Source organism: Bradyrhizobium sp. HKCCYLS3013 (assembly GCF_051167615.1).
Lineage (GTDB): Bacteria > Pseudomonadota > Alphaproteobacteria > Rhizobiales > Xanthobacteraceae > Bradyrhizobium.
Map to the genome: position 1 here is coordinate 187,019 of NZ_JBNPTK010000007.1, position 18,057 is coordinate 205,075.

Below are 18,057 nucleotides of genomic sequence, written 5' to 3' on the forward strand. Positions count from 1 at the left end.
CGAGCAATGCAAGCTGGGCTGAAGTGTGACCGAGTTCCACAAATACCATGGCAAAGTCTTGTGCCGTGCCCAGGTTTGTGGCCCGTTTAGCCGAAAAAAGGCCTTCATTGCAACTGGATGGACGAGGGAAAGACGATGTCTGCGAGCTTTAACCCTAACCGCGTCACGCATTCCCTGCTGCGCCGAAGCCGGCAGGGCGCCCTTGCGACCTTGATGGTTGGTTCTGGCGATCCCTACTGCTCCCTCGTCAACGTCGCCACCGCGTCCGATGGTGCTCCGATCATCCTGATTTCGCGATTAGCTGTGCACACCAGAAATCTAATTGCCGATTCGCGCGTGTCGCTGATGCTCGATGAACGCGCGCCGGGCGATCCGCTCGAGGGATCTCGCATCATGCTGTCGGGCAAGGCCGAGCAGGCCGCCGACGACAATCGCGAGGTGCTGCGCCGTCGGTATCTCAATGCGCATCCGTCCGCTGCGGACTATGCTGAATTCGCCGACTTCTCGTTCTTCGTGATTCGTCCGTCAGGCGCGCATCTCGTCGCCGGATTCGGCCGCATCGTCGATCTCAAGCCGGAGCAGTTTCTCACGGATATATCCGTTGCTGACGAACTGATTCTGGCAGAGCAGGGCGCCGTCGATCACATGAACGAAGATCACCGCGAGGCGCTCGCCCTCTACGCGACGAAGCTGCTCGGCGCCGAAGCAGCGGAGTGGCGGTGTAGCGGCTGTGACCCGGAGGGATTGGATCTGATGGCCGACGGCAGGACGCTGCGGCTCGAGTTTCCCGAGCGCGTGACCACGCCCGGGGCGTTGCGCAAGATGCTGGTGCGGCTTGCTGACGAGGCCCGCGCGAAGTGAGGTGTAGTTCGAGCCCACTTTGATGACTGTGCTCATCTCCCGTGACGGAAGACGGCGAAGTTCACGCATGAAGGCAGCTTGTGGTGAATCTCGATGTGCGCGCTCCCTGTCCTGCAGAGGGGTGAGCGTCGCGCAAACTTCGTGGCGTGGGCGCGAGTGAGCTCGTTGACGTCGCGGCCGGGAGAATCGGACGATGTGATCCCGCAGGCGCGAGGCCATCGTGAAGGGAAGCTGGCTGATCGGGTGTGGCGACGACACGGCCGATCACCGGCACATTCCGTCGGCTCGGGCGGCCTCCCTTGATCGGTTTCCGCGAGGCGCTGCGAGAGCCGCTGCCGGATGCTCGGTCGTCGCTTGGTCTTCGTTTGCCTGCGCGAATCCGTCGATTCGAGCGTCGTTCATCGTTCCTTGTGAAACCCAACCGCGCTGATATATCTGTTGCGTTGCAGCATCTCAGCGCAGCGCGGGGTGGCTGCTGCTGGAATGTGCATGACGCGGCAAAAGATGAGCTACGTGCATCACGAATTGCCAATAACCAATTAGGCCGGATCGTCTTGGCAAGACCAGCGTTGATCAGTATTAGGTCGGCGACCGCGCTTCGATAAGGCGATGTAACGGCAACGGTCACCGCGCAACGCGCGCGACTGCGCGCAACAGACGCGGGCTCTCAGGAGGGATCTTCGTGCAAGAGACGGGTATTCGCAACGGCGCCTTCGGTGCCGACAAGTTCGGCTTAAAGAACCTCAAGCAGGTGCACTGGAATCTCGGCGCTCCCCAGCTCTATCAGTATTCGCTGGCGGCGGGCGAGGCGGTGCTGTCGGCCGACGGGGCGCTTTGCGCGGATACTGGCGAGTTCACCGGTCGCAGCCCGAAGGACAAGTTCACGGTGCGCGACGCCTCCACCGAAAAAATGTGGTGGGCGGGCAACCAGGCGATCACGCCCGAGCAGTTCGAGGCGCTGCATCAGGATTTCATCAAGCACGCCGAAGGCAAGACCCTGTTCGCGCAGGATCTCTATGGCGGCGCCGACCCCACCTTCCGCATCAAGACGCGCGTTTTCACCGAGCTCGCCTGGCACTCGCTTTTCATCCGCACGCTTCTGATCCGCCCCGAAAAGATCGAGCTCGACACCTTCGTGCCGGAGCTCACGATCATCGACATGCCGAGCTTCCGCGCCGACCCGAAACGTCACGGCGTGCGCTCGCAGAACGTCGTCGCGATCGATTTCGCCCGCAAGATCGTCCTGATCGGCGGGTCTTATTATGCCGGCGAGATGAAGAAGAGCGTGTTCACGACGCTCAACTACTATCTGCCCGCGCGCGGCGTGATGCCGATGCACTGCTCGGCCAATGTCGGGCCGAAGGGCGACACCGCGATCTTCTTCGGCCTGTCCGGCACCGGCAAGACCACGCTGTCGGCCGATCCGAACCGCACCCTGATAGGCGACGACGAGCACGGCTGGGGCCCGTCCGGCGTGTTCAACTTCGAGGGCGGCTGCTACGCCAAGTGCATCAAGCTGTCGAAGGAAGCCGAGCCGCAGATCTTCGCGGCGTCGACCCGTTTCGGCGCCGTGCTCGAGAACGTGGTGCTCGACGAGGACAACCGCGTCCCCGATTTCGACGACGGCTCCAAGACCGAGAACACCCGCTCCGCCTATCCGCTCGACTTCATTCCGAACGCTTCGCGCACGGGCCGTGCGCCGCATCCGAAGAACGTCGTGATGCTCGCCGCCGACGCCTTCGGCGTGCTGCCGCCGATCGCAAAGCTGTCGCCGGCGCAGGCGATGTACCACTTCCTGTCCGGCTACACCGCCAAGGTCGCCGGCACCGAGCGCGGCCTCGGCAACGAGCCGCAGCCGGAGTTCTCGACCTGCTTCGGCTCGCCGTTCCTGCCGCTCGATCCGTCGGTCTACGGCAACATGCTGCGGCAGCTGATCGCCGAGCACAATGTCGACTGCTGGCTGGTCAACACCGGCTGGACCGGCGGCAAGTACGGCACGGGCTCGCGCATGCCCATCAAGGTGACGCGTGCGCTGCTGACGGCGGCACTCGACGGCTCCTTGCGCAACGTCGAGTTCCGCACCGACAAATATTTCGGCTTCGCGGTGCCGACCGCGCTGCCGGGCGTGCCGAGCGAGATTCTCGACCCGGTCAACACCTGGAAGGACAAGGCCGAGTTCGACAAGACTGCGCGCGCGCTGGTCGGCATGTTCCAGAAGAATTTTGCCAAGTTCGAAGCCCAGGTTGACGCCGACGTCCGCGCTGCGGCGCCGGATCTGAAGCTGGCTGCGGAGTAGGGCTGCAAACGCAAATGGGCCAGCCGCATTGCGGCTGGCTCTTACTATTTTCCCGCTCCCTCTGCTGATGCACGAGAGGGGCGAACTCAAGCCCCATCCACCGCTGTCGTCCCGGCGAACGCCGGGACCCATAACCACAGGGCGGTGTGATGCGGCATGCTGGCCGCTCCAGCCTTCGCCAAATTGCCGACGGTGGTTATGGGTCCCGGCTCAAGGCCGGGACGACACCGTTCATTTTGCCGGCGTCCAGGCTCACGCCTTGAAATACGCGATCTGCGTCGTCGTCGCGAGCAGCCGGCCGGACGGCGACCACAGCTCGCCATGCTGGTCCTGGTAGCTGCGGTTGAACACCTTGGCGTCTGCGGTCGCGAGCACATGCGTGATGTCCTCGGCGGCCAGTTCCTCGCGGCTGACGTGGAAGTAGGTGGTCAGCGACACCGTGCCGAACGGAATCAACTCGCCACGGACATGGAACGCGCGGCCGAAGAAGGCGTCCGACATCGACAGCAGCGACAGGCAATCCAGCTTGCGCGGCTTGCGGTCGGAGATCCACAGCCGCGAATAGGCGCTGCGCGGTTCGTCTGAACGACTGCCGAACTCCGGCCGTCCCTCCACGAAGCGGAAGTCGTACTGCTTGGTCCAGGACATTCCCGCATCAGGATAGCGCCTGACCTGATCGAACGGCGGCGCGTCGGGCTTGACGGCCGGCTGGTGCGACCACGATGGCCGGCGCTCGGCGAAGACAGCGGTCGCCAGCGTGGCCGCGTCGGCATCGCCCTGGCTCAGCTCGACGCACCAATGCTGCGAGGAGCGGTTGGCCTTCACCAGCCGGACGTCGAGATCGAACGGCCCTTCCGCGATCGGCGCGCAGTAGTTGACCGTCAGCGCCAGCGGATCGCCGGCGATTTGCGGATGCTGGATCAAGGCGCGCAGCACGGTCGCCGCCGTGACGCCGCCGAACGGGCCGACGAAAGCCCAGTAGTCCGGGCTGGTCCTTCCCTGCCAGCGGCTGTCGCCGGCGGTGACGCGGGTGGCCTCGTCGAACAGGTGAACTGGCGGTTCGGTCATGCATTCCTCCTGACGGTCATCGTATGATGGCCGTCAGGTGAAACGCAATGGAACGCCTCTGCAATGACGTCATGGGTCATTGCTGAAGGCGAGGGGAAGGGCCCGTCACGCCCGCTGCGCGTGCACCGGTGCCATCACCGGGCCGACCGGCACGTTCCAGATATCGTCGGCATATTCGCGGATGGTGCGGTCGGAGGAGAACCACGCCATGCGCGCGACGTTGAGGATCGAGGCGCGGGTCCAGGCCGGCACGGTCTGCCAGCGTGCATCGATGCCGCGCTGGGCCTCGTAGTAGGAATCGAAATCGGCCGAGACCATGTAGTGGTCGAGATGGCGCAGCGCATGTGCGATGGGCTCGAACCGGCCGGGCTCGTCCGGCGAGAACGCGCCGGTCGCGATCGCATCGATCGCGCGCGCCAGCCGCGGTGACCGGTGGATCACGTCGGTCGCGTCCAGCCCCTGCTTGCGGCGGAGCATGACCTCGTCGGCCTCCATGCCGAAGATCGCGATGTTGTCGGCGCCGACATTGTCACGGATCTCGATATTGGCGCCGTCCAGCGTGCCGATGGTAAGCGCGCCGTTCAGCGCCAGCTTCATGTTGCCGGTGCCGGAGGCCTCCATGCCGGCGGTCGAGATCTGCTCGGAGAGATCCGCCGCGGGAATGATCGCTTCGGCCAGGCTGACATTGTAGTCCGCCATGAACACGACCTTCAGCTTGCCGCCGATCGCGGGATCGTTGTTGACGACCTCGGCGACGTCGTTGATCAGCTTGATGATCAGCTTGGCGTAGCGGTAGCTCGCCGCCGCCTTGCCGGCGAAGATCTTCACCCGCGGAACCCAGTCGCGCTGCGGATCATCTTTCATGTCCTGGTACAGGGCGACCGCTTCCAGGATGTTCAGGAGCTGGCGCTTGTATTCGTGAATGCGCTTGATCTGCACGTCGAACAGCGCGCCCGGATCGAGGCGCACGTTCATGCGCTCGCCGATCAGGCGCGCCAGCAGCACCTTGTTGTGGTGCTTCACGCTGCGGAACTTCTGGTGGAAGCCGGCGTCGGCCACGTAGCTCTCGAGGCTCGAGAGCAAGGTCGGATCGTCGACGACGGCGTCGCCGCAGGCCTCGCACAACAGGTTCGTCAGCTTGGGATTGGCCAGGGTCAGCCAGCGGCGGAAGGTGATGCCGTTGGTCTTGTTGGTGATGCGGCCGGGATAGAGATGATTGAGATCGTGGAACACGGTCTCCTTCATCAGGTCGGAATGCATCGCCGAGACGCCGTTGATGCGGTGCGAGCCGACGAAGGCGAGCTGGCCCATGCGCACGCGGCGGCCGCTCTTCTCGTCGATCAGGGACACCGAGGCGCGGTAGTCGATGTCACCCGGTGCGCGCTGCTCGGCGAGCGCGAGATGCTGCGCATTGATGCGGTAGATGATCTCGAGATGCCGCGGCAGCAGCCGCTCGAACAGCTCGACCGGCCAGGTCTCGAGTGCCTCCGGCAGCAGCGTGTGGTTGGTGTAGGACAAGGTCGCGATGGTAATCTTCCAGGCCTCGTCCCAGCGGAAATTGTGCAGGTCGACCAGGATCCGCATCAGCTCGGCGACCGCGAGCGAAGGATGCGTGTCGTTGAGCTGCACCGCGGCCTTCTGCGCCAGGCTGCGCAGCTGGCCGTCGGAGCCGAGATGGCGCTTGACGAGGTCCTGCAGCGAGGCCGAGACGAAAAAGTATTCCTGGCGCAGCCGCAGCTCGCGGCCCGCCGGGCTCTCGTCGTTCGGATACAGGAACTTGCAGATCGCCTCGGCGCGCGCCTCTTCGGCGGAGGCGCCGAGATAGTCGCCGGAGTTGAACACGTCGAGCTTCAGCGGATCGGGCGAGCGCGCCGACCACAGCCTGAGCGCATTCACATGCTGGCCGCGCCAGCCGACGATCGGCGTGTCATAGGCGACCGCCTGCACGGTTTCGCCGGGATGCCAGATCGCGCGGTCGCGGCCCTTGTCGTCGACATGCTCGACGCCGCCGCCGAAATGGACGTGATAGACCACCTCGGGGCGCTGGAACTCCCAGGGATTGCCGAACGACAGCCAGACGTCGGGATATTCGTGCTGCCAGCCGTCGACGATGACCTGGCGGAACAGGCCGAAATCATAGCGGATGCCGTAGCCGATCGCCGGGATCTGCAACGTCGACATGCTTTCCATGAAGCAGGCCGCCAGTCGTCCCAGGCCGCCATTGCCGAGCGCGGCATCCGGCTCGCATTTGCGCAGGTCCATCAGGCCGACGCCGAGATCGCCGAGCGCGGTCTCGAACACCTTCATCAGGCCCATGTTGTTGAGCGCGTCGGTGAACAGACGGCCGATCAGGAATTCGAGGCTGAGATAATAGACCCGCTTGCGCCCGGCATCGTAGCTCTCCTTGTCCGCGGTCAGCCAGCGATGCACGATGCGGTCGCGCAAGGTCAGCGCCGCGGCGTGATACCAGTCCTGTTGCGTCGCCTGGCTCGCCTCCTTGCCGATGGCGAGGCGAAGCTTGGCCAGGATGTCGCTCTTGATCTCAGCGACCGCCAATTCGTCGACGGGCTGGCCGGTGCTTACGAAGCTGCGCTGGGACGGCTGATCTGTCACCTTGGAAACCTGTGATGCTACGAGGAACCGGTAAAAGCATACGATGGTTGCGCGCGGTCCGAAACCCGGGGAAAGGCTGGTCCGCACAGCAAGGTGATGGAAAATGATGCAAAGTTCAGGCCGGGTTCCGGGCAGGGAACGCGGAAGGCTGTTGCTGCGGGTGCGTGGGAGAGATGGATCGAGGTCTCTCGACCGTCGTCAATCCCGGCGAAAGCCGGGATCCAGACTCACCGGCCTACGATCAGGCCCGACAAGTCACTCCAATCAGGGTTGTCCGTCTCAATCAGCTCGACCTTCCAGTCGCGATGCCAATTCTTGAGCTGCTTCTCGCGGGCGATCGCCTCTAGCGGGCGCGCGAAACGTTCGACATAGACAAGCCGAAAAACCTTGTACCTGCTGACGAACTTGGACCCTCGCCCGGCACGGTGGTCTTCAAGGCGCTTCCTGACATCGTTGGTCACCCCGATGTACAGCGTGCCGTGGTGGCCACTGGCAAGAATGTAGACCGTCCATGCGGCCTCAGTGCTCATAGCGCGTGCCAAACAATCGGCTGCGGTGGGTCTGGGTCCCGGCTCGGGGCCGGGACGACGACAATTGACTTCCTTTTTCAAATAGAACAAATTAAGAACAATTTAGCAAGCGATCGTTATCCCTACAGCGATTCGATCCGCCAGCCCCCGGCATCAGTGCATCCCGCGAGGACACCCATGTCCAATATCGCCTTCGATCCTCTGGCCCTGACCCGCATTGCCGACTTCGCGCGCAGTCTGACGCGGCTGCACAAGACCGCGCGGCGGCGGGCCGTCGACGACGACCAGATCGACCGCGCGTTCAACGCGGTGTGCATGTCGGTCTGGGGCTACACCACCGACGACATTTCCGACGACCTGTTCTCGGCCACCGACCACACCTTCCTCGATGGCCTCGACGAGGCGCGGGCGCGCATCTTTGCCGCCGAGCAAGGCTACGACCTGGTCGACGACGAAGGCATGCTGTCGGACTGGTGGGGCTTCTGCTGGATGATCCTCGCCGAGAAGCGCGGCCTGCTGACGCCGGACAACCGCGCCGCCGCGCGGGCGGCGATCGAGGAAAAGTACCTGGAAGCGCCGAACGTCATCGGCGTGATCGTGGGACGCTAGGTCAGCGTTCCGTCATTGCGAGCGCAGCGACGTGTCCGCCGAAGCCCGCAGGGCGAAGGCGGAAGCATCCAGGGTGGAGTGCGAGACTCTGGATTGCTGCGCTGCGCTCGCAATGACGAGGACTAAAATTCAATCCACATCCGCGCGCTTGGCGCGGCCCGCGGCCGGCTTCGGCGCGATTGCCATCGGCGGCGCGACGCTGACATTGCCGGCATTGGCCTCGGGCGGCGGCATGGCGGCGAGCGCATCGGCCGCCAGCATCTCGGCGCGCACCGGCGCCACCTTCATCTCGCTCAGCTTGGCCCGCGTGTCCGAGGTCAGCCCGGGATAGGAGGCGACCGGCTTGAAGTCGGCCGGCTGGCCGCCGCTGCCGCGCGTGCCCGAATAGGCGACGAGGCCGTCGCTGGTGGCGACCACGTCGCCGGGACGCAGCGAGGTGTCGAGCGACAGGTCGACCGGCGCCAGCCCGGCCGGATCGCGGCCGTTGCAGGTGCAGTCGGCGCGCAGCGCCTGCCGATAGGCGAACGCGGTCTCGCTGTCGGCATAGCGCTCGCCATTGCTGGCGGTCGCGTAGTCGATGTTGGAGCCGTAATAGATCCTGGTCGGGCTCGCCGGGCAGAACGCCTGGCACATCTGCGCCGGCGAGGCGAGGCCGCGCGTCAGCGGAAAATAGCGGCCGTCACAGGTGCGCACGCAGAACGCCGCGCCTGATCCAGACGCCACGCGCGGCTGCGGCGAGCCTTGCGGATTGGTTCCGAACGGATCGGAGAAGGAGCTGCCCTGCGCCGGCCGCTCCGATTGCGGCTTGTTGAAGCCGCCGAACAGGAAGTCGAACAGGCCCTGGGCCGACGCCATCCGCGGCGCCAGCGCGCCGGCCGCGACGAGGCCGACCGTCGCCGCGACAGCGACGTGGCGGATCCTCCGCCGAAACGACAACACGCTACGCAACGCCCGCTCCATCGCCAGGATCTTCACCGCAAAGCCACGCCGTGACGCGGCAACCCATGTCGCCCGATCATGTGCGATCGAACGCGCCATGCCCAAGGCACGGCGTCATCAGCTTTGCGGTAACCTTAACGGGCGTTGGTAAATGAGCGGTATGCGCGGACGGCGAATTGCGCCGCGCGCCAGGCGCCTCAGAGGAATTCGCGCGCCTTGTAGAGCGCCTGGAACGGCAGGCCGGCCTGGGCGAAGGTCTCGGCGGCGCCTTCCTCGCGATCGACCATGGTGAACACCAGCGCCACTTCGGCGCCGGCCTCGCGCAGGGCTTCCACCGCCTTCATCGCCGAGCCGCCGGTGGTGGTGACGTCCTCGACCACGACGATGCGTTTGCCCGCCAGGGTCTCGTCCCGGGCGAGGCCCTCGATCGCCAGCCTGGCGCCGTGCTCCTTCGGCTTCTTGCGCACGAAGAAGGCCGCGATCGGATGGCCCTTGATCCAGGAGATCTGGGCGATGGCGCCGGCCAGCGGCACCGCGCCCATCTCCAGGCCGCCGATATAATCGAAGCCTTCGTCCTTCAGCGCCTCATAGGTGAGCTCGGCGAGCAACGTGGCGCCCTCCGGGTCCATCATGGTCGGCTTCAGGTTGAAATAGAAGTCGCTCTTGCGGCCGGAGGCCAGCGTGATCTCGCCACGGCCGAACGAGCGCCTGCGGATGATCTCGAGGAGGCGGGCGCGGGAGGCGGATTTGGACACGGCGTTTCCCCTGAGGGTGGATTCTTGGGTGGCGCAATCTATCGGGGGCGGGCGGCGGAGACCAGCCGCCACGATGTCCCATCAACAACGCTACGTTTGAAGCCGGATGCAGTTTCGAGCTAATGGGAGCCCGCGACCAAGCAAGGACGATTGGGAAGGATGCCCGTATGACGATCGAGCTGTACACCTGGAACACCCCGAACGGGCGCAAAATCTCGGTCGCGCTGGAGGAGATGGCGCTGCCCTACCGCGTCATTCCGGTGGACATCACCAAGGGCGCCCAGATGGCGCCGGAGTTCCTGGCGATCAGCCCCAACAACAAGATCCCGGCGATCGTCGATCCCGACGGCCCGGATGGCAAGCCGGTCAGCGTGTTCGAGTCCGGCGCCATCCTGCTCTATCTGGCCGAGAAGACCGGCCAGTTCCTGCCGAGATCCGTCGCCGAGCGGATCCCGGTCTATGAATGGCTGATGTGGCAGATGGGCGGTTTCGGCCCGATGCCCGGCCAGGTGCACCATTTCATCGCGCTGACCGACGAACAGGACCGCGCCTACGGCCTCAAGCGCTACATGGCCGAGACGGTCCGGCTCTATGGCGTGCTCGACCGCCGGCTGGCGCAGCACGAGTTCGTCGCAGGCGCGCTCTCGATCGCCGACTTCGCCATTCTCGGCTGGGCCTGGCGCCACCCGCGCCACAAGGTCGATCTGGCCGACTTCCCCCACGTCAAGCGCTGGTACGATACCCTGATGGCCCGCCCCGCCGTGAAGCGCGGCATGGAGGCGAAGCTGGATTGAGAACCGCCTCCGTCGACGAAAGGCGCCGCATTTTCCACATCGGCGGTGCGCTCCCTCTCCCGCCTGCGGGGGGAGGGCGGGGGAGAGGGAGCCACACAGGCAGTATCGGTTTGACGGAGACTTCCGAGAGCCGGGTCGAGCCTCACCCCCGTCGCGCCTCCAGCGCCATGCGCACCGCAAGTCCCGCGAGCACCGTGCCCATCAGATAGCGCTGTACCAGCGCCCAGCTCGGCCGTGTCGCCAGGAACAGCGCGATCGATCCCGCCGCCATGGCGATCATGGCGTTGACGCTGACGCTGATCACGATCTGGATCGCGCCCAGCACCACCGACTGCGTCAGCACGCTGCCGACGGCGGGATCGATGAACTGCGGCAGCAGCGCCAGATACAGCATCGCGATCTTCGGGTTCAGCAGGTTGGTGGCGAGCCCCATCAGGAACAGCCGACGCGGGCTGTCGATGGCGAGCTTCCTCACCTGGAATGGCGAGCGTCCGCCCGGCTTCACCGCCTGCCAGGACAGATAAAGCAGGTAGGCCGCGCCGGCGAGGCGCAGCGCGTCATAGGCGAACGGCACGGCAAACAGCAGCGCCGTGATGCCGAACGCCGCGGCCAGCATGTAGGCCAGAAAGCCTGTGGCGACGCCGCCGAGCGAGATCAGGCCGGCGGCGTGGCCCTGCGTGATCGAGCGCGAGATCAGATAGATCATGTTCGGCCCGGGCGTCAGCACCATGCCGAGCGAGACGAGCGCGAAGGCGAGCAGGGACGATGTGTGCGGCATGACTGGCTCGATGATCGGGATCTCTGCCGCCTGCTTTAGCGCGGACGATCACGCATCGTCATCCGATCGATTGCACCGAGAGCAATCAGCCCGCCGGCGGCGGCGCGGCGTTCAGCGCCGGCAGCCGTCTGCCGGAGCGGTCGAACACACCGGCGATGCTCAATGCCAGCAGCACCAGCAGAATGGCCGCCGCGAGCGGCACGGAGTGCCCGATCATGGCGAGCAGGCAGGCCCCCAGCGCGATCACCACGCCGATCTCCAGCGGCGCGATCGGCTCTCCGGCGTCGCTCCGCGCCTTCCAGTGGATCGCGATCCCCGCCGCCACCATCGGCATGTCATAGATCATCGCATAGGGCGTGGCGATGATGCTGCCGACCGCGACCAGCGCGATCGCCTGCTGCGTTGAGCCGCGTCGCCACGCATCCCAGACCATCACGACGATGGAGCAGGACAACAGCAGCTGAACCAGGTAGCCGATCGGCGGCGGCGCGCCGAGCGTGTGCAGGCCCGCGATGACCGTCGGCATCATGTGATCGAGGCTGGGCTGGTTGGCCTGCAATTGCGCCTGATAGCTCGGAAACTTCACGATCCATTCGAGCCAGATCCACGGATCGAGCGCAGCGCTGGTAACGACCGCGACGATCACGGTCGTGGCGATGGCCGACAGGATGGCGCGCCAGTTGCGCGACGCCAGCAGCACGACCGGCATCAACAGCACGAATTGCGGCTTGTAGGCGAGCAGGCCGAGCAGGACGCCGGCAATGACGGGATGGCGCGCGAGCAGGCGCAGTCCGCCGATCAGCAAGGCCGCCGAGAGAAAACCGTTCTGGCCGGTGATCGCGTTGATCAGCGTCGTCGGCGCGGCGAGCAGCGCAAGGCCCGACAGCGAGCGCCAGTCGCGGCCGAGCGTCGCCAGGCCATGCAGCGCGAACGTCACCGAGATCCAAGAGACATAGGCGACAGGCAGCGCCAGCATCCCCAGTGGGATCAACGCCAGCAGGAAGGTCGGCGGGTAAGGATAGGGAAATCCGCCGCCGCCGAGGGCGGGATCCAGCGTCTGCTGGTAGCGCGCGAGCGCGACAGGATCGTAGATGCCGGCGCCAGACAGCGCGGCATACTTGCCGAACGACCACAGGCCGAAGAAGTCACCGAACGCCGGCTGCGGCGAGGACAGCGCCCAGCTGACGAGATAGGCGCCATTGTAGAGCACGAGCGCGACCAGCACGATCAGCAGCGCGCGCCGGTCGCGCATCTCGGGGTGGGCTGCGGATGAGATCGCGGTCATGGGAGCCTGTCGAGGCCAGGGTGTTCGGCGCCATCGGCGCAGTCGTGGCGTAGGGTTGGTCGATGCCGTCACGCGATCACGCGCACGCGGTGCCCCTCCAACTCTGCCAGGGCACGCTGCACGCCGTGTTACCGGCCGTCCGGATGACCAGGCGCGATCTCATCGTGCCTAACGACAGGTAAAATCGCCGCGGGGGCCGAGTGACCTCGGTTGGGGGCCGGCGTCGCCGCCGCATCAAGCAACGTTCTCGCCCCAAAACTTTCTTGTTGCTATTTTTCCGAAATCATGGTTTGATCCGTGCATCCCGTCCTCATGCAGAGGGGCGTACGCGTCGTCACGATACGTAGAGGCGGGGAGCGGTGGCCGCGGGCCTGTCAGGTGCTGATGCGCTGGACGATTGGCAGCTCGCGGACGTTCAAGCCGTGTGGTCCTGGCGCCCCGAAGCTGGCGCCAAGCCTGCGTGACATCACGTGTCGCGCTGGTGACGGGGGCAAACAAGCCGGTCCCCGGGGAGCAACTGTCTTTTTTGTAGACCGGTGATCGGCCGGCCTCAAGGCTGGCGCGAAGGCGCGCCACCGCCTTCGGCGGCTGACGGCCTTGACCCCGTCCGCTCGCCGGTCTGTTGGCTTGGCGTGCGCTCGGGCGGAGCCCGAGCGGCTATGAGGCGCTCGACCCGTTCACAACGTGGAGCGCCGGATTCCACTTTTGGCGGCGTTTGACCATGACGTTGAGAATGCAGATCAGCTTGCGCATGCAGGCGGTCAGCGCGACCTTCTTCAACTTACCTTGGGCGAGCAGGCGCTCGTAGAAGGCCTTCAGGACTGGATTGCACCGCGTCGCGGCGCCCACGCAGGCCATGTAGAATGTGTTGCGAGTTCTGCGGCGTCCGCCCTTGACGTGCCGATCCCCGCGACGCCGGCCACTGTCATCATCGTACGGCGCAACACCCAGCAGCGCCGCGACGGCTTTGTCGCTGGTCTGGCCGAGCTCCGGCATGGTTGCTATCAGCGTAGCACACGTCGTGCGGCCGATGCCCGGAACGCTTTCGATGATCTCGGCGAGCTCCGCAAAATGCGGCGTGCTTTCGATCAGGGCGGAGATCTCTGCCTCGAGCTCGGCCAGCTCGGCGCTGATCGCCTTGGCGATGCGCGTATGCAGACGCTGTACTTCTACAGGCAATTTATGCTCGCCCTGGTTCTTCAGTCTGACCAGCATATCTTTCGTCGCTTGGCGCACATTGACCATCTGCTGAAGCTTCTCTCGGGCGGCATCGTAGGCTTGCACCGCAGCTTCGTTGAAGGTCTCGGCGAACCAGGCGATCGTGTCCGCATCGATACTGTCGTTCTTGGCCAGGCGCCCGGCCGATTGAGCGAAGCTCCGCACCCGCTTTGGATCGACGATACGAACGTCGATCTTGGCGGCTCGCACCAGTTTGGCCCACTCCCGCTCGTAGCCGCCGCTGGCCTCCATCACGACCTTGGTGACGCCGTGCCGGCGCAGCCACGCCACGAAGTCGCGCTGGCCTTCCTTCGTCCTTTCAAACATCTGCTTGGACCCGGGCGCTCGGGTACAAGCATCGACCTTATCCTTGGCGACATCGACACCCGCGACAACGAGATCATTCTGTGCCATCATCCAGCTCCCTTCCTTGCAAGGTGCGGGCTCGAAGCCCGTGCAACTGTTCGGGTTGAAGGAAGACACCGGACCTGTCCCACGCTCCCCGACAGGCTCTAGGGCCTTTGAGCACGATCGGGCTCAGATCCAGCGACGGGCGGTTGGTCAGAACCGCCCGTTCGCACATTCTGGCAGGTTTCGAACACACAAGAGCGCGGAGCAGACGTTCAACCCATCGCGCAGGGAGGGCCGGGTCTGTCCGGCTGAACCTGTGGTACCTGCCGCCTGCATTTTTTTCGCAGGCGGGCCACGGGCCTCAGTCGGGGCCCGGCCTTCCCTGCGCCCTTTGCGCCGTTGCAAAAGGGCCGACTGATCGCAAGCCTCGGGCACGATGTGCCGCGAGAATGCAAATCCTTGTCCTTATTCTGTCGTCAGTTGTTTGAAACGTGAATGCGTCTTCTCGCCCCGCTGTCGTCCCGGACAAGCCGTGACGCGCGCCAGCGCGGCACGGCGCCGATCCGGGACCCATACGCCGCGGCGGTCGTGTCGGGCAAAGGGCCAATGACCAGTGCGCCTCAAACCATTCCCTGGGGGTATGGATCCCGGCTCAAGGCCGGGACGACAGAAGGGGGCGGCGATACAGCGAGGCCTCCACCAACCGTCGATGATGCAGGAGGGCGCCGTGTTATCAGCTCAATGCGCCTCGTCCCAATTATCAGCCGCGCGTGCGTCGACGTGCAGCGGGACCGACAGCAGCACGGCCGGGAACGGCGCGTCCTGCATGACGTGCTGCACGACCGGCAGAGTTGCCGCGACCTCGTCGTCCGGGACCTCGAAGATCAATTCGTCATGCACCTGCAGCAGCATCTGAGCCGACAGCTTCTTTTGCGCCAGCGCCTCTTCCACCCGCGTCATGGCGCGGCGGATGATGTCCGCAGCCGTGCCCTGCAGCCGCGCGTTGATCGCGGCGCGCTCGTTGAAGGCGCGGACCGAGGCGTTCGACGCCTTGATCTCCGGGTAATGGCACTTGCGGCCGAACAGCGTGACGACATAGCCGTTCTTGCGGCAGAACTCGCGGGTCTCGTCCATATAGTCGCGGATGCCGGGGAAGCGCTCGAAATAGCGCTTGATGTAGGCCGAAGCCTCCTCGCGGGCGATGCCGAGCTGGTTGGCGAGGCCGAAGGCGGAGATGCCGTAGATGATGCCGAAATTGATCGCCTTGGCCCGGCGGCGGACTTCGCTCGGCATGTCCTTGATCGGCACGCCGAACATTTCCGAGGCCGTCATCGCGTGGATGTCGAGCCCGTCCTTGAACGCCTGCTTCAGCACGGGAATGTCGGCGATCTCCGCCAGCAGCCGCAGCTCGATCTGCGAGTAGTCGGCCGACACCAGCTTGTGGCCGGGTGCGGCGATGAAGGCGCGGCGGATCTTGCGACCGTCCTCGGTCCGGACCGGGATGTTCTGCAGGTTCGGCTCGTTCGACGACAGCCGTCCCGTCGTGGTCGCCGCCAGGGCATAGGTGGTGTGCACGCGATGCGTCTGCGGGTTGACATAGGTCGGCAGCGCATCGGTGTAGGTCGATTTCAGCTTCGAGACCTGGCGCCATTCCAGGATCTTGCGCGCGAAATCGTTGCCTTGCTCGGCGAGGTCATCGAGGATCGATGCGGATGTCGACCAGGCGCCGGTCTTGGTCTTGGTGCCGCCCGAAAGCCCCATCTTGCCGAACAGGATGTCGCCGATCTGCTTGGGGCTACCGACATTGATCGGCTCGCCGGCCAGCTCCTGCAGCTCGGCCTCGACGCGCGCCGCCGTCTGGGCAAAGTCGCCGGAGAGGCGCGACAGCACCTGCCGGTCGATCGAGATGCCGCGCCGCTCCATGCGTGCGAGCACGGAGACCAGCGGCCGCTCCAAGGTCTCGTAGACGGCGATCATGCGCTCGGCCGTGAGGCGCGGCTTCAGCACGCGCCAGACGCGATGGATGACATCGGCGGCTTCCGCGGAATGCGCGGTGGCGCGATCGATTGCGACCTGCTCGAATGTCAGCTTGTTCCGGCCGCTGCCGATCAGCTCGCTCTCGCTGAGGAGGGCGTGGGCGAGCACGTGCTCGGCCAGCGAGTCGAGCTTGTGCGAGCCGCGCCCGGCGTCGAGCGCGTAGCTCATCAGCAGGATGTCGTCGACATTCGCAAGGATGATGCCGTGTTGCGCCAGCAGCACGGCGAGGAACTTGATGTTGTAGCCGATCTTCAGCAACCCGGCCGATTCGAGGATCGGCTTCAGCGCCGCAAGCGCATCGCTCTCCTTGATCTGGTCGGGCGCGAGCCCGGCATCGAACAACCCGCCGCCATCGCCGGCCTGGCGATGCGCCAGCGGGATGTAGCAGGCCTCGCCCGGCGCCAGCGCCAGCGAAAGGCCGCACAGGCTCGCCTGCATCGGGTCGATCGAGCTGGCCTTCACATCGATCGTGACACGGCCGAGATCGTGCACGCGCGCCAGCCAGTCGTTCAGCTCAGGCAGGCTGCGCACGGTCTGATATTTGTCGCGATCGATCCGCGCGCTCTTCGCCGCCTCGGCCCTGGACTCGGCAAGTCCAGCCGGAGTGCCCTTGCTCATTGCGGACTTGTCTATCCGCGGATCTCCGGTGCGGGGGCTCCCTCCCCCCTTGTGGGGGAGGGTTGGGGAGGGGGGTGCTCCGGAGGGACCGCTCGTGGAGCGCCCCCCTCCCTGACCCTCCCCCACAAGGGGGGAGGGAACGGAGGGAGCAGTGCCTGCGCCACTTTTCAACTGCTCATCCGCCGTCACATCCGCCGGATCGATCTGCGAATACTCCGCGACGCGTCGCGTCAGCGTCGAGAACTCCATCGCCTTGAGGAAGGCGATCAGCTTGCGCGGATCGGGCTCGTGGACGGCCAGATCGTCCAGCGGCACCTCGAGCGCGACCTTGTCGTCGAGCAGCACCAGCTGGCGCGAGATCCGCGCCTTCTCGGCGTTCTCGATCAAAGCCTCGCGTCGCTTCGGCTGCTTGATCTCGCCCGCGCGCGTCAGCAGGCCTTCGAGGTCGCCATAGTCGGTGATCAACTGCGCCGCGGTCTTGATGCCGATGCCGGGCACGCCCGGCACGTTGTCGGTGGAATCGCCGGCCAGCGCCTGCACCTCGACCACCTTCTCCGGCGGCACGCCGAACTTCTCGATCACCTCGGCGACGCCGATGCGTCGGTCCTTCATCGTGTCGTACATCGTGACGCAGTCGTTGACGAGCTGCATCAGGTCCTTGTCCGAGGACACGATGGTGGTGGTGGCGCCGCGCTCGCAGGCGAGCCGCGCATAGGTCGCGATCAGGTCGTCGGCCTCGAAGCCCGACTGCTCCAGGCACGGCAGGTCGAAGGCGCGGACCGCCTCGCGGATCAGCGCGAATTGCGGGATCAGGTCGTCGGGCGCCGGCGGCCGGTGCGCCTTGTAGTCGGCATAGATCTTGTTGCGGAACGTGACCTCGGACTTGTCGAACACGATCGCCAGATGCGTCGGCCGGTCGGTCTCGGGCATGTCGCGCAGCAGCTTCCACAGCATGTTGCAGAAGCCGAGCACGGCATTGAGATTCAGACCGTCGGACTTGCGGTTGAGCGGCGGTAGCGCGTGATAGGCGCGGAAGATGTAGGACGAGCCGTCGACCAGGAACACATGATCGCCTTTGGCCGCGCCCTTCGCCAAATTCTTGGCGGCGGCAGGCACAGGGGCGGCGGGCGTGGCGGCGGCTTTCTGGGGAGCTTTGGGCATGGCCGCAATGTAGGGAATTTGGCCGGGATTGACACCCTCGGAACGGCAGAATCCGGCGCGTTCCCCACGCAAATCGGCGCCGGCTGCGAGCCGTGCTCGCGCCAAAAACTCCGCTGTCGTCCCAGGCAAGCCCCGACGGCGCGA

The 18,057-nt window shown here is 65.4% G+C and carries 13 protein-coding genes; 4 read left to right on the forward strand and 9 right to left on the reverse strand.

Annotated elements, in window-relative coordinates:
- Positions 1–135 precede the first annotated feature (135 nt).
- Together ACQR1F_RS15480 and ACQR1F_RS15485 are read left to right on the forward strand one after the other, a co-directional pair.
- The gene (locus tag ACQR1F_RS15480) at positions 136–861 is read left to right on the forward strand and encodes a HugZ family protein (protein ID WP_434913450.1); all 726 of its coding nucleotides are present in this window, start codon (positions 136–138) and stop codon (positions 859–861) included.
- Positions 862–1,543: 682 nt separating this feature from the next.
- Positions 1,544–3,157: a phosphoenolpyruvate carboxykinase gene (locus tag ACQR1F_RS15485; RefSeq protein WP_315800501.1), complete on the forward strand. Its 1,614-nt coding sequence runs from the start codon at positions 1,544–1,546 to the stop codon at positions 3,155–3,157.
- A gap of 252 nt (positions 3,158–3,409) precedes the next feature.
- On the opposite strand, the gene ACQR1F_RS15490 is transcribed toward ACQR1F_RS15485, so the two are convergent.
- From ACQR1F_RS15490 to ACQR1F_RS15500, 3 genes are all read right to left on the reverse strand, one after another.
- Positions 3,410–4,225: an acyl-CoA thioesterase gene (locus ACQR1F_RS15490; protein WP_315800500.1), complete on the reverse strand. Its 816-nt coding sequence runs from the start codon at positions 4,223–4,225 to the stop codon at positions 3,410–3,412.
- A 105-nt stretch (positions 4,226–4,330) separates the two neighbouring features.
- Positions 4,331–6,838 (reverse strand): glycogen/starch/alpha-glucan phosphorylase, encoded by a 2,508-nt coding sequence (locus ACQR1F_RS15495; RefSeq protein WP_315800499.1) that lies wholly within the window; start codon positions 6,836–6,838, stop codon positions 4,331–4,333.
- A gap of 227 nt (positions 6,839–7,065) precedes the next feature.
- Positions 7,066–7,368: a GIY-YIG nuclease family protein gene (locus ACQR1F_RS15500; RefSeq protein ID WP_434838479.1), complete on the reverse strand. Its 303-nt coding sequence runs from the start codon at positions 7,366–7,368 to the stop codon at positions 7,066–7,068.
- 177 nt (positions 7,369–7,545) lie between these two features.
- On the opposite strand from ACQR1F_RS15500, the gene ACQR1F_RS15505 reads away from it, so the two are divergent.
- Positions 7,546–7,977 (forward strand): hypothetical protein, encoded by a 432-nt coding sequence (locus tag ACQR1F_RS15505; RefSeq protein ID WP_315800497.1) that lies wholly within the window; start codon positions 7,546–7,548, stop codon positions 7,975–7,977.
- Positions 7,978–8,106: 129 nt separating this feature from the next.
- On the opposite strand, the gene ACQR1F_RS15510 is transcribed toward ACQR1F_RS15505, so the two are convergent.
- Both ACQR1F_RS15510 and pyrE read right to left on the reverse strand, forming a co-directional pair.
- The gene (locus tag ACQR1F_RS15510; RefSeq protein ID WP_434913451.1) at positions 8,107–8,925 is read right to left on the reverse strand and encodes a DUF2865 domain-containing protein; all 819 of its coding nucleotides are present in this window, start codon (positions 8,923–8,925) and stop codon (positions 8,107–8,109) included.
- A gap of 188 nt (positions 8,926–9,113) precedes the next feature.
- On the reverse strand, positions 9,114–9,671 hold the full coding sequence (gene pyrE / locus ACQR1F_RS15515) for an orotate phosphoribosyltransferase (RefSeq protein WP_316183115.1): 558 nt from the start codon (positions 9,669–9,671) through the stop codon (positions 9,114–9,116).
- A 167-nt stretch (positions 9,672–9,838) separates the two neighbouring features.
- On the opposite strand from pyrE, the gene ACQR1F_RS15520 reads away from it, so the two are divergent.
- The gene (locus ACQR1F_RS15520) at positions 9,839–10,465 is read left to right on the forward strand and encodes a glutathione S-transferase family protein (protein WP_316183114.1); all 627 of its coding nucleotides are present in this window, start codon (positions 9,839–9,841) and stop codon (positions 10,463–10,465) included.
- 142 nt (positions 10,466–10,607) lie between these two features.
- On the opposite strand, the gene ACQR1F_RS15525 is transcribed toward ACQR1F_RS15520, so the two are convergent.
- From ACQR1F_RS15525 to polA, 4 genes are all read right to left on the reverse strand, one after another.
- The gene (locus ACQR1F_RS15525) at positions 10,608–11,243 is read right to left on the reverse strand and encodes a LysE family translocator (RefSeq protein WP_434913394.1); all 636 of its coding nucleotides are present in this window, start codon (positions 11,241–11,243) and stop codon (positions 10,608–10,610) included.
- Between the two features lie 85 nt (positions 11,244–11,328).
- Positions 11,329–12,528, reverse strand: coding sequence for a glycosyltransferase family 87 protein (locus tag ACQR1F_RS15530; RefSeq protein WP_434838480.1), 1,200 nt, complete (start codon positions 12,526–12,528; stop codon positions 11,329–11,331).
- A gap of 657 nt (positions 12,529–13,185) precedes the next feature.
- Positions 13,186–14,160 (reverse strand): IS110 family transposase, encoded by a 975-nt coding sequence (locus ACQR1F_RS15535; protein WP_316239658.1) that lies wholly within the window; start codon positions 14,158–14,160, stop codon positions 13,186–13,188.
- A 675-nt stretch (positions 14,161–14,835) separates the two neighbouring features.
- Positions 14,836–17,913, reverse strand: coding sequence for a DNA polymerase I (gene polA / locus ACQR1F_RS15540; protein WP_434913395.1), 3,078 nt, complete (start codon positions 17,911–17,913; stop codon positions 14,836–14,838).
- Positions 17,914–18,057 lie beyond the last annotated feature (144 nt).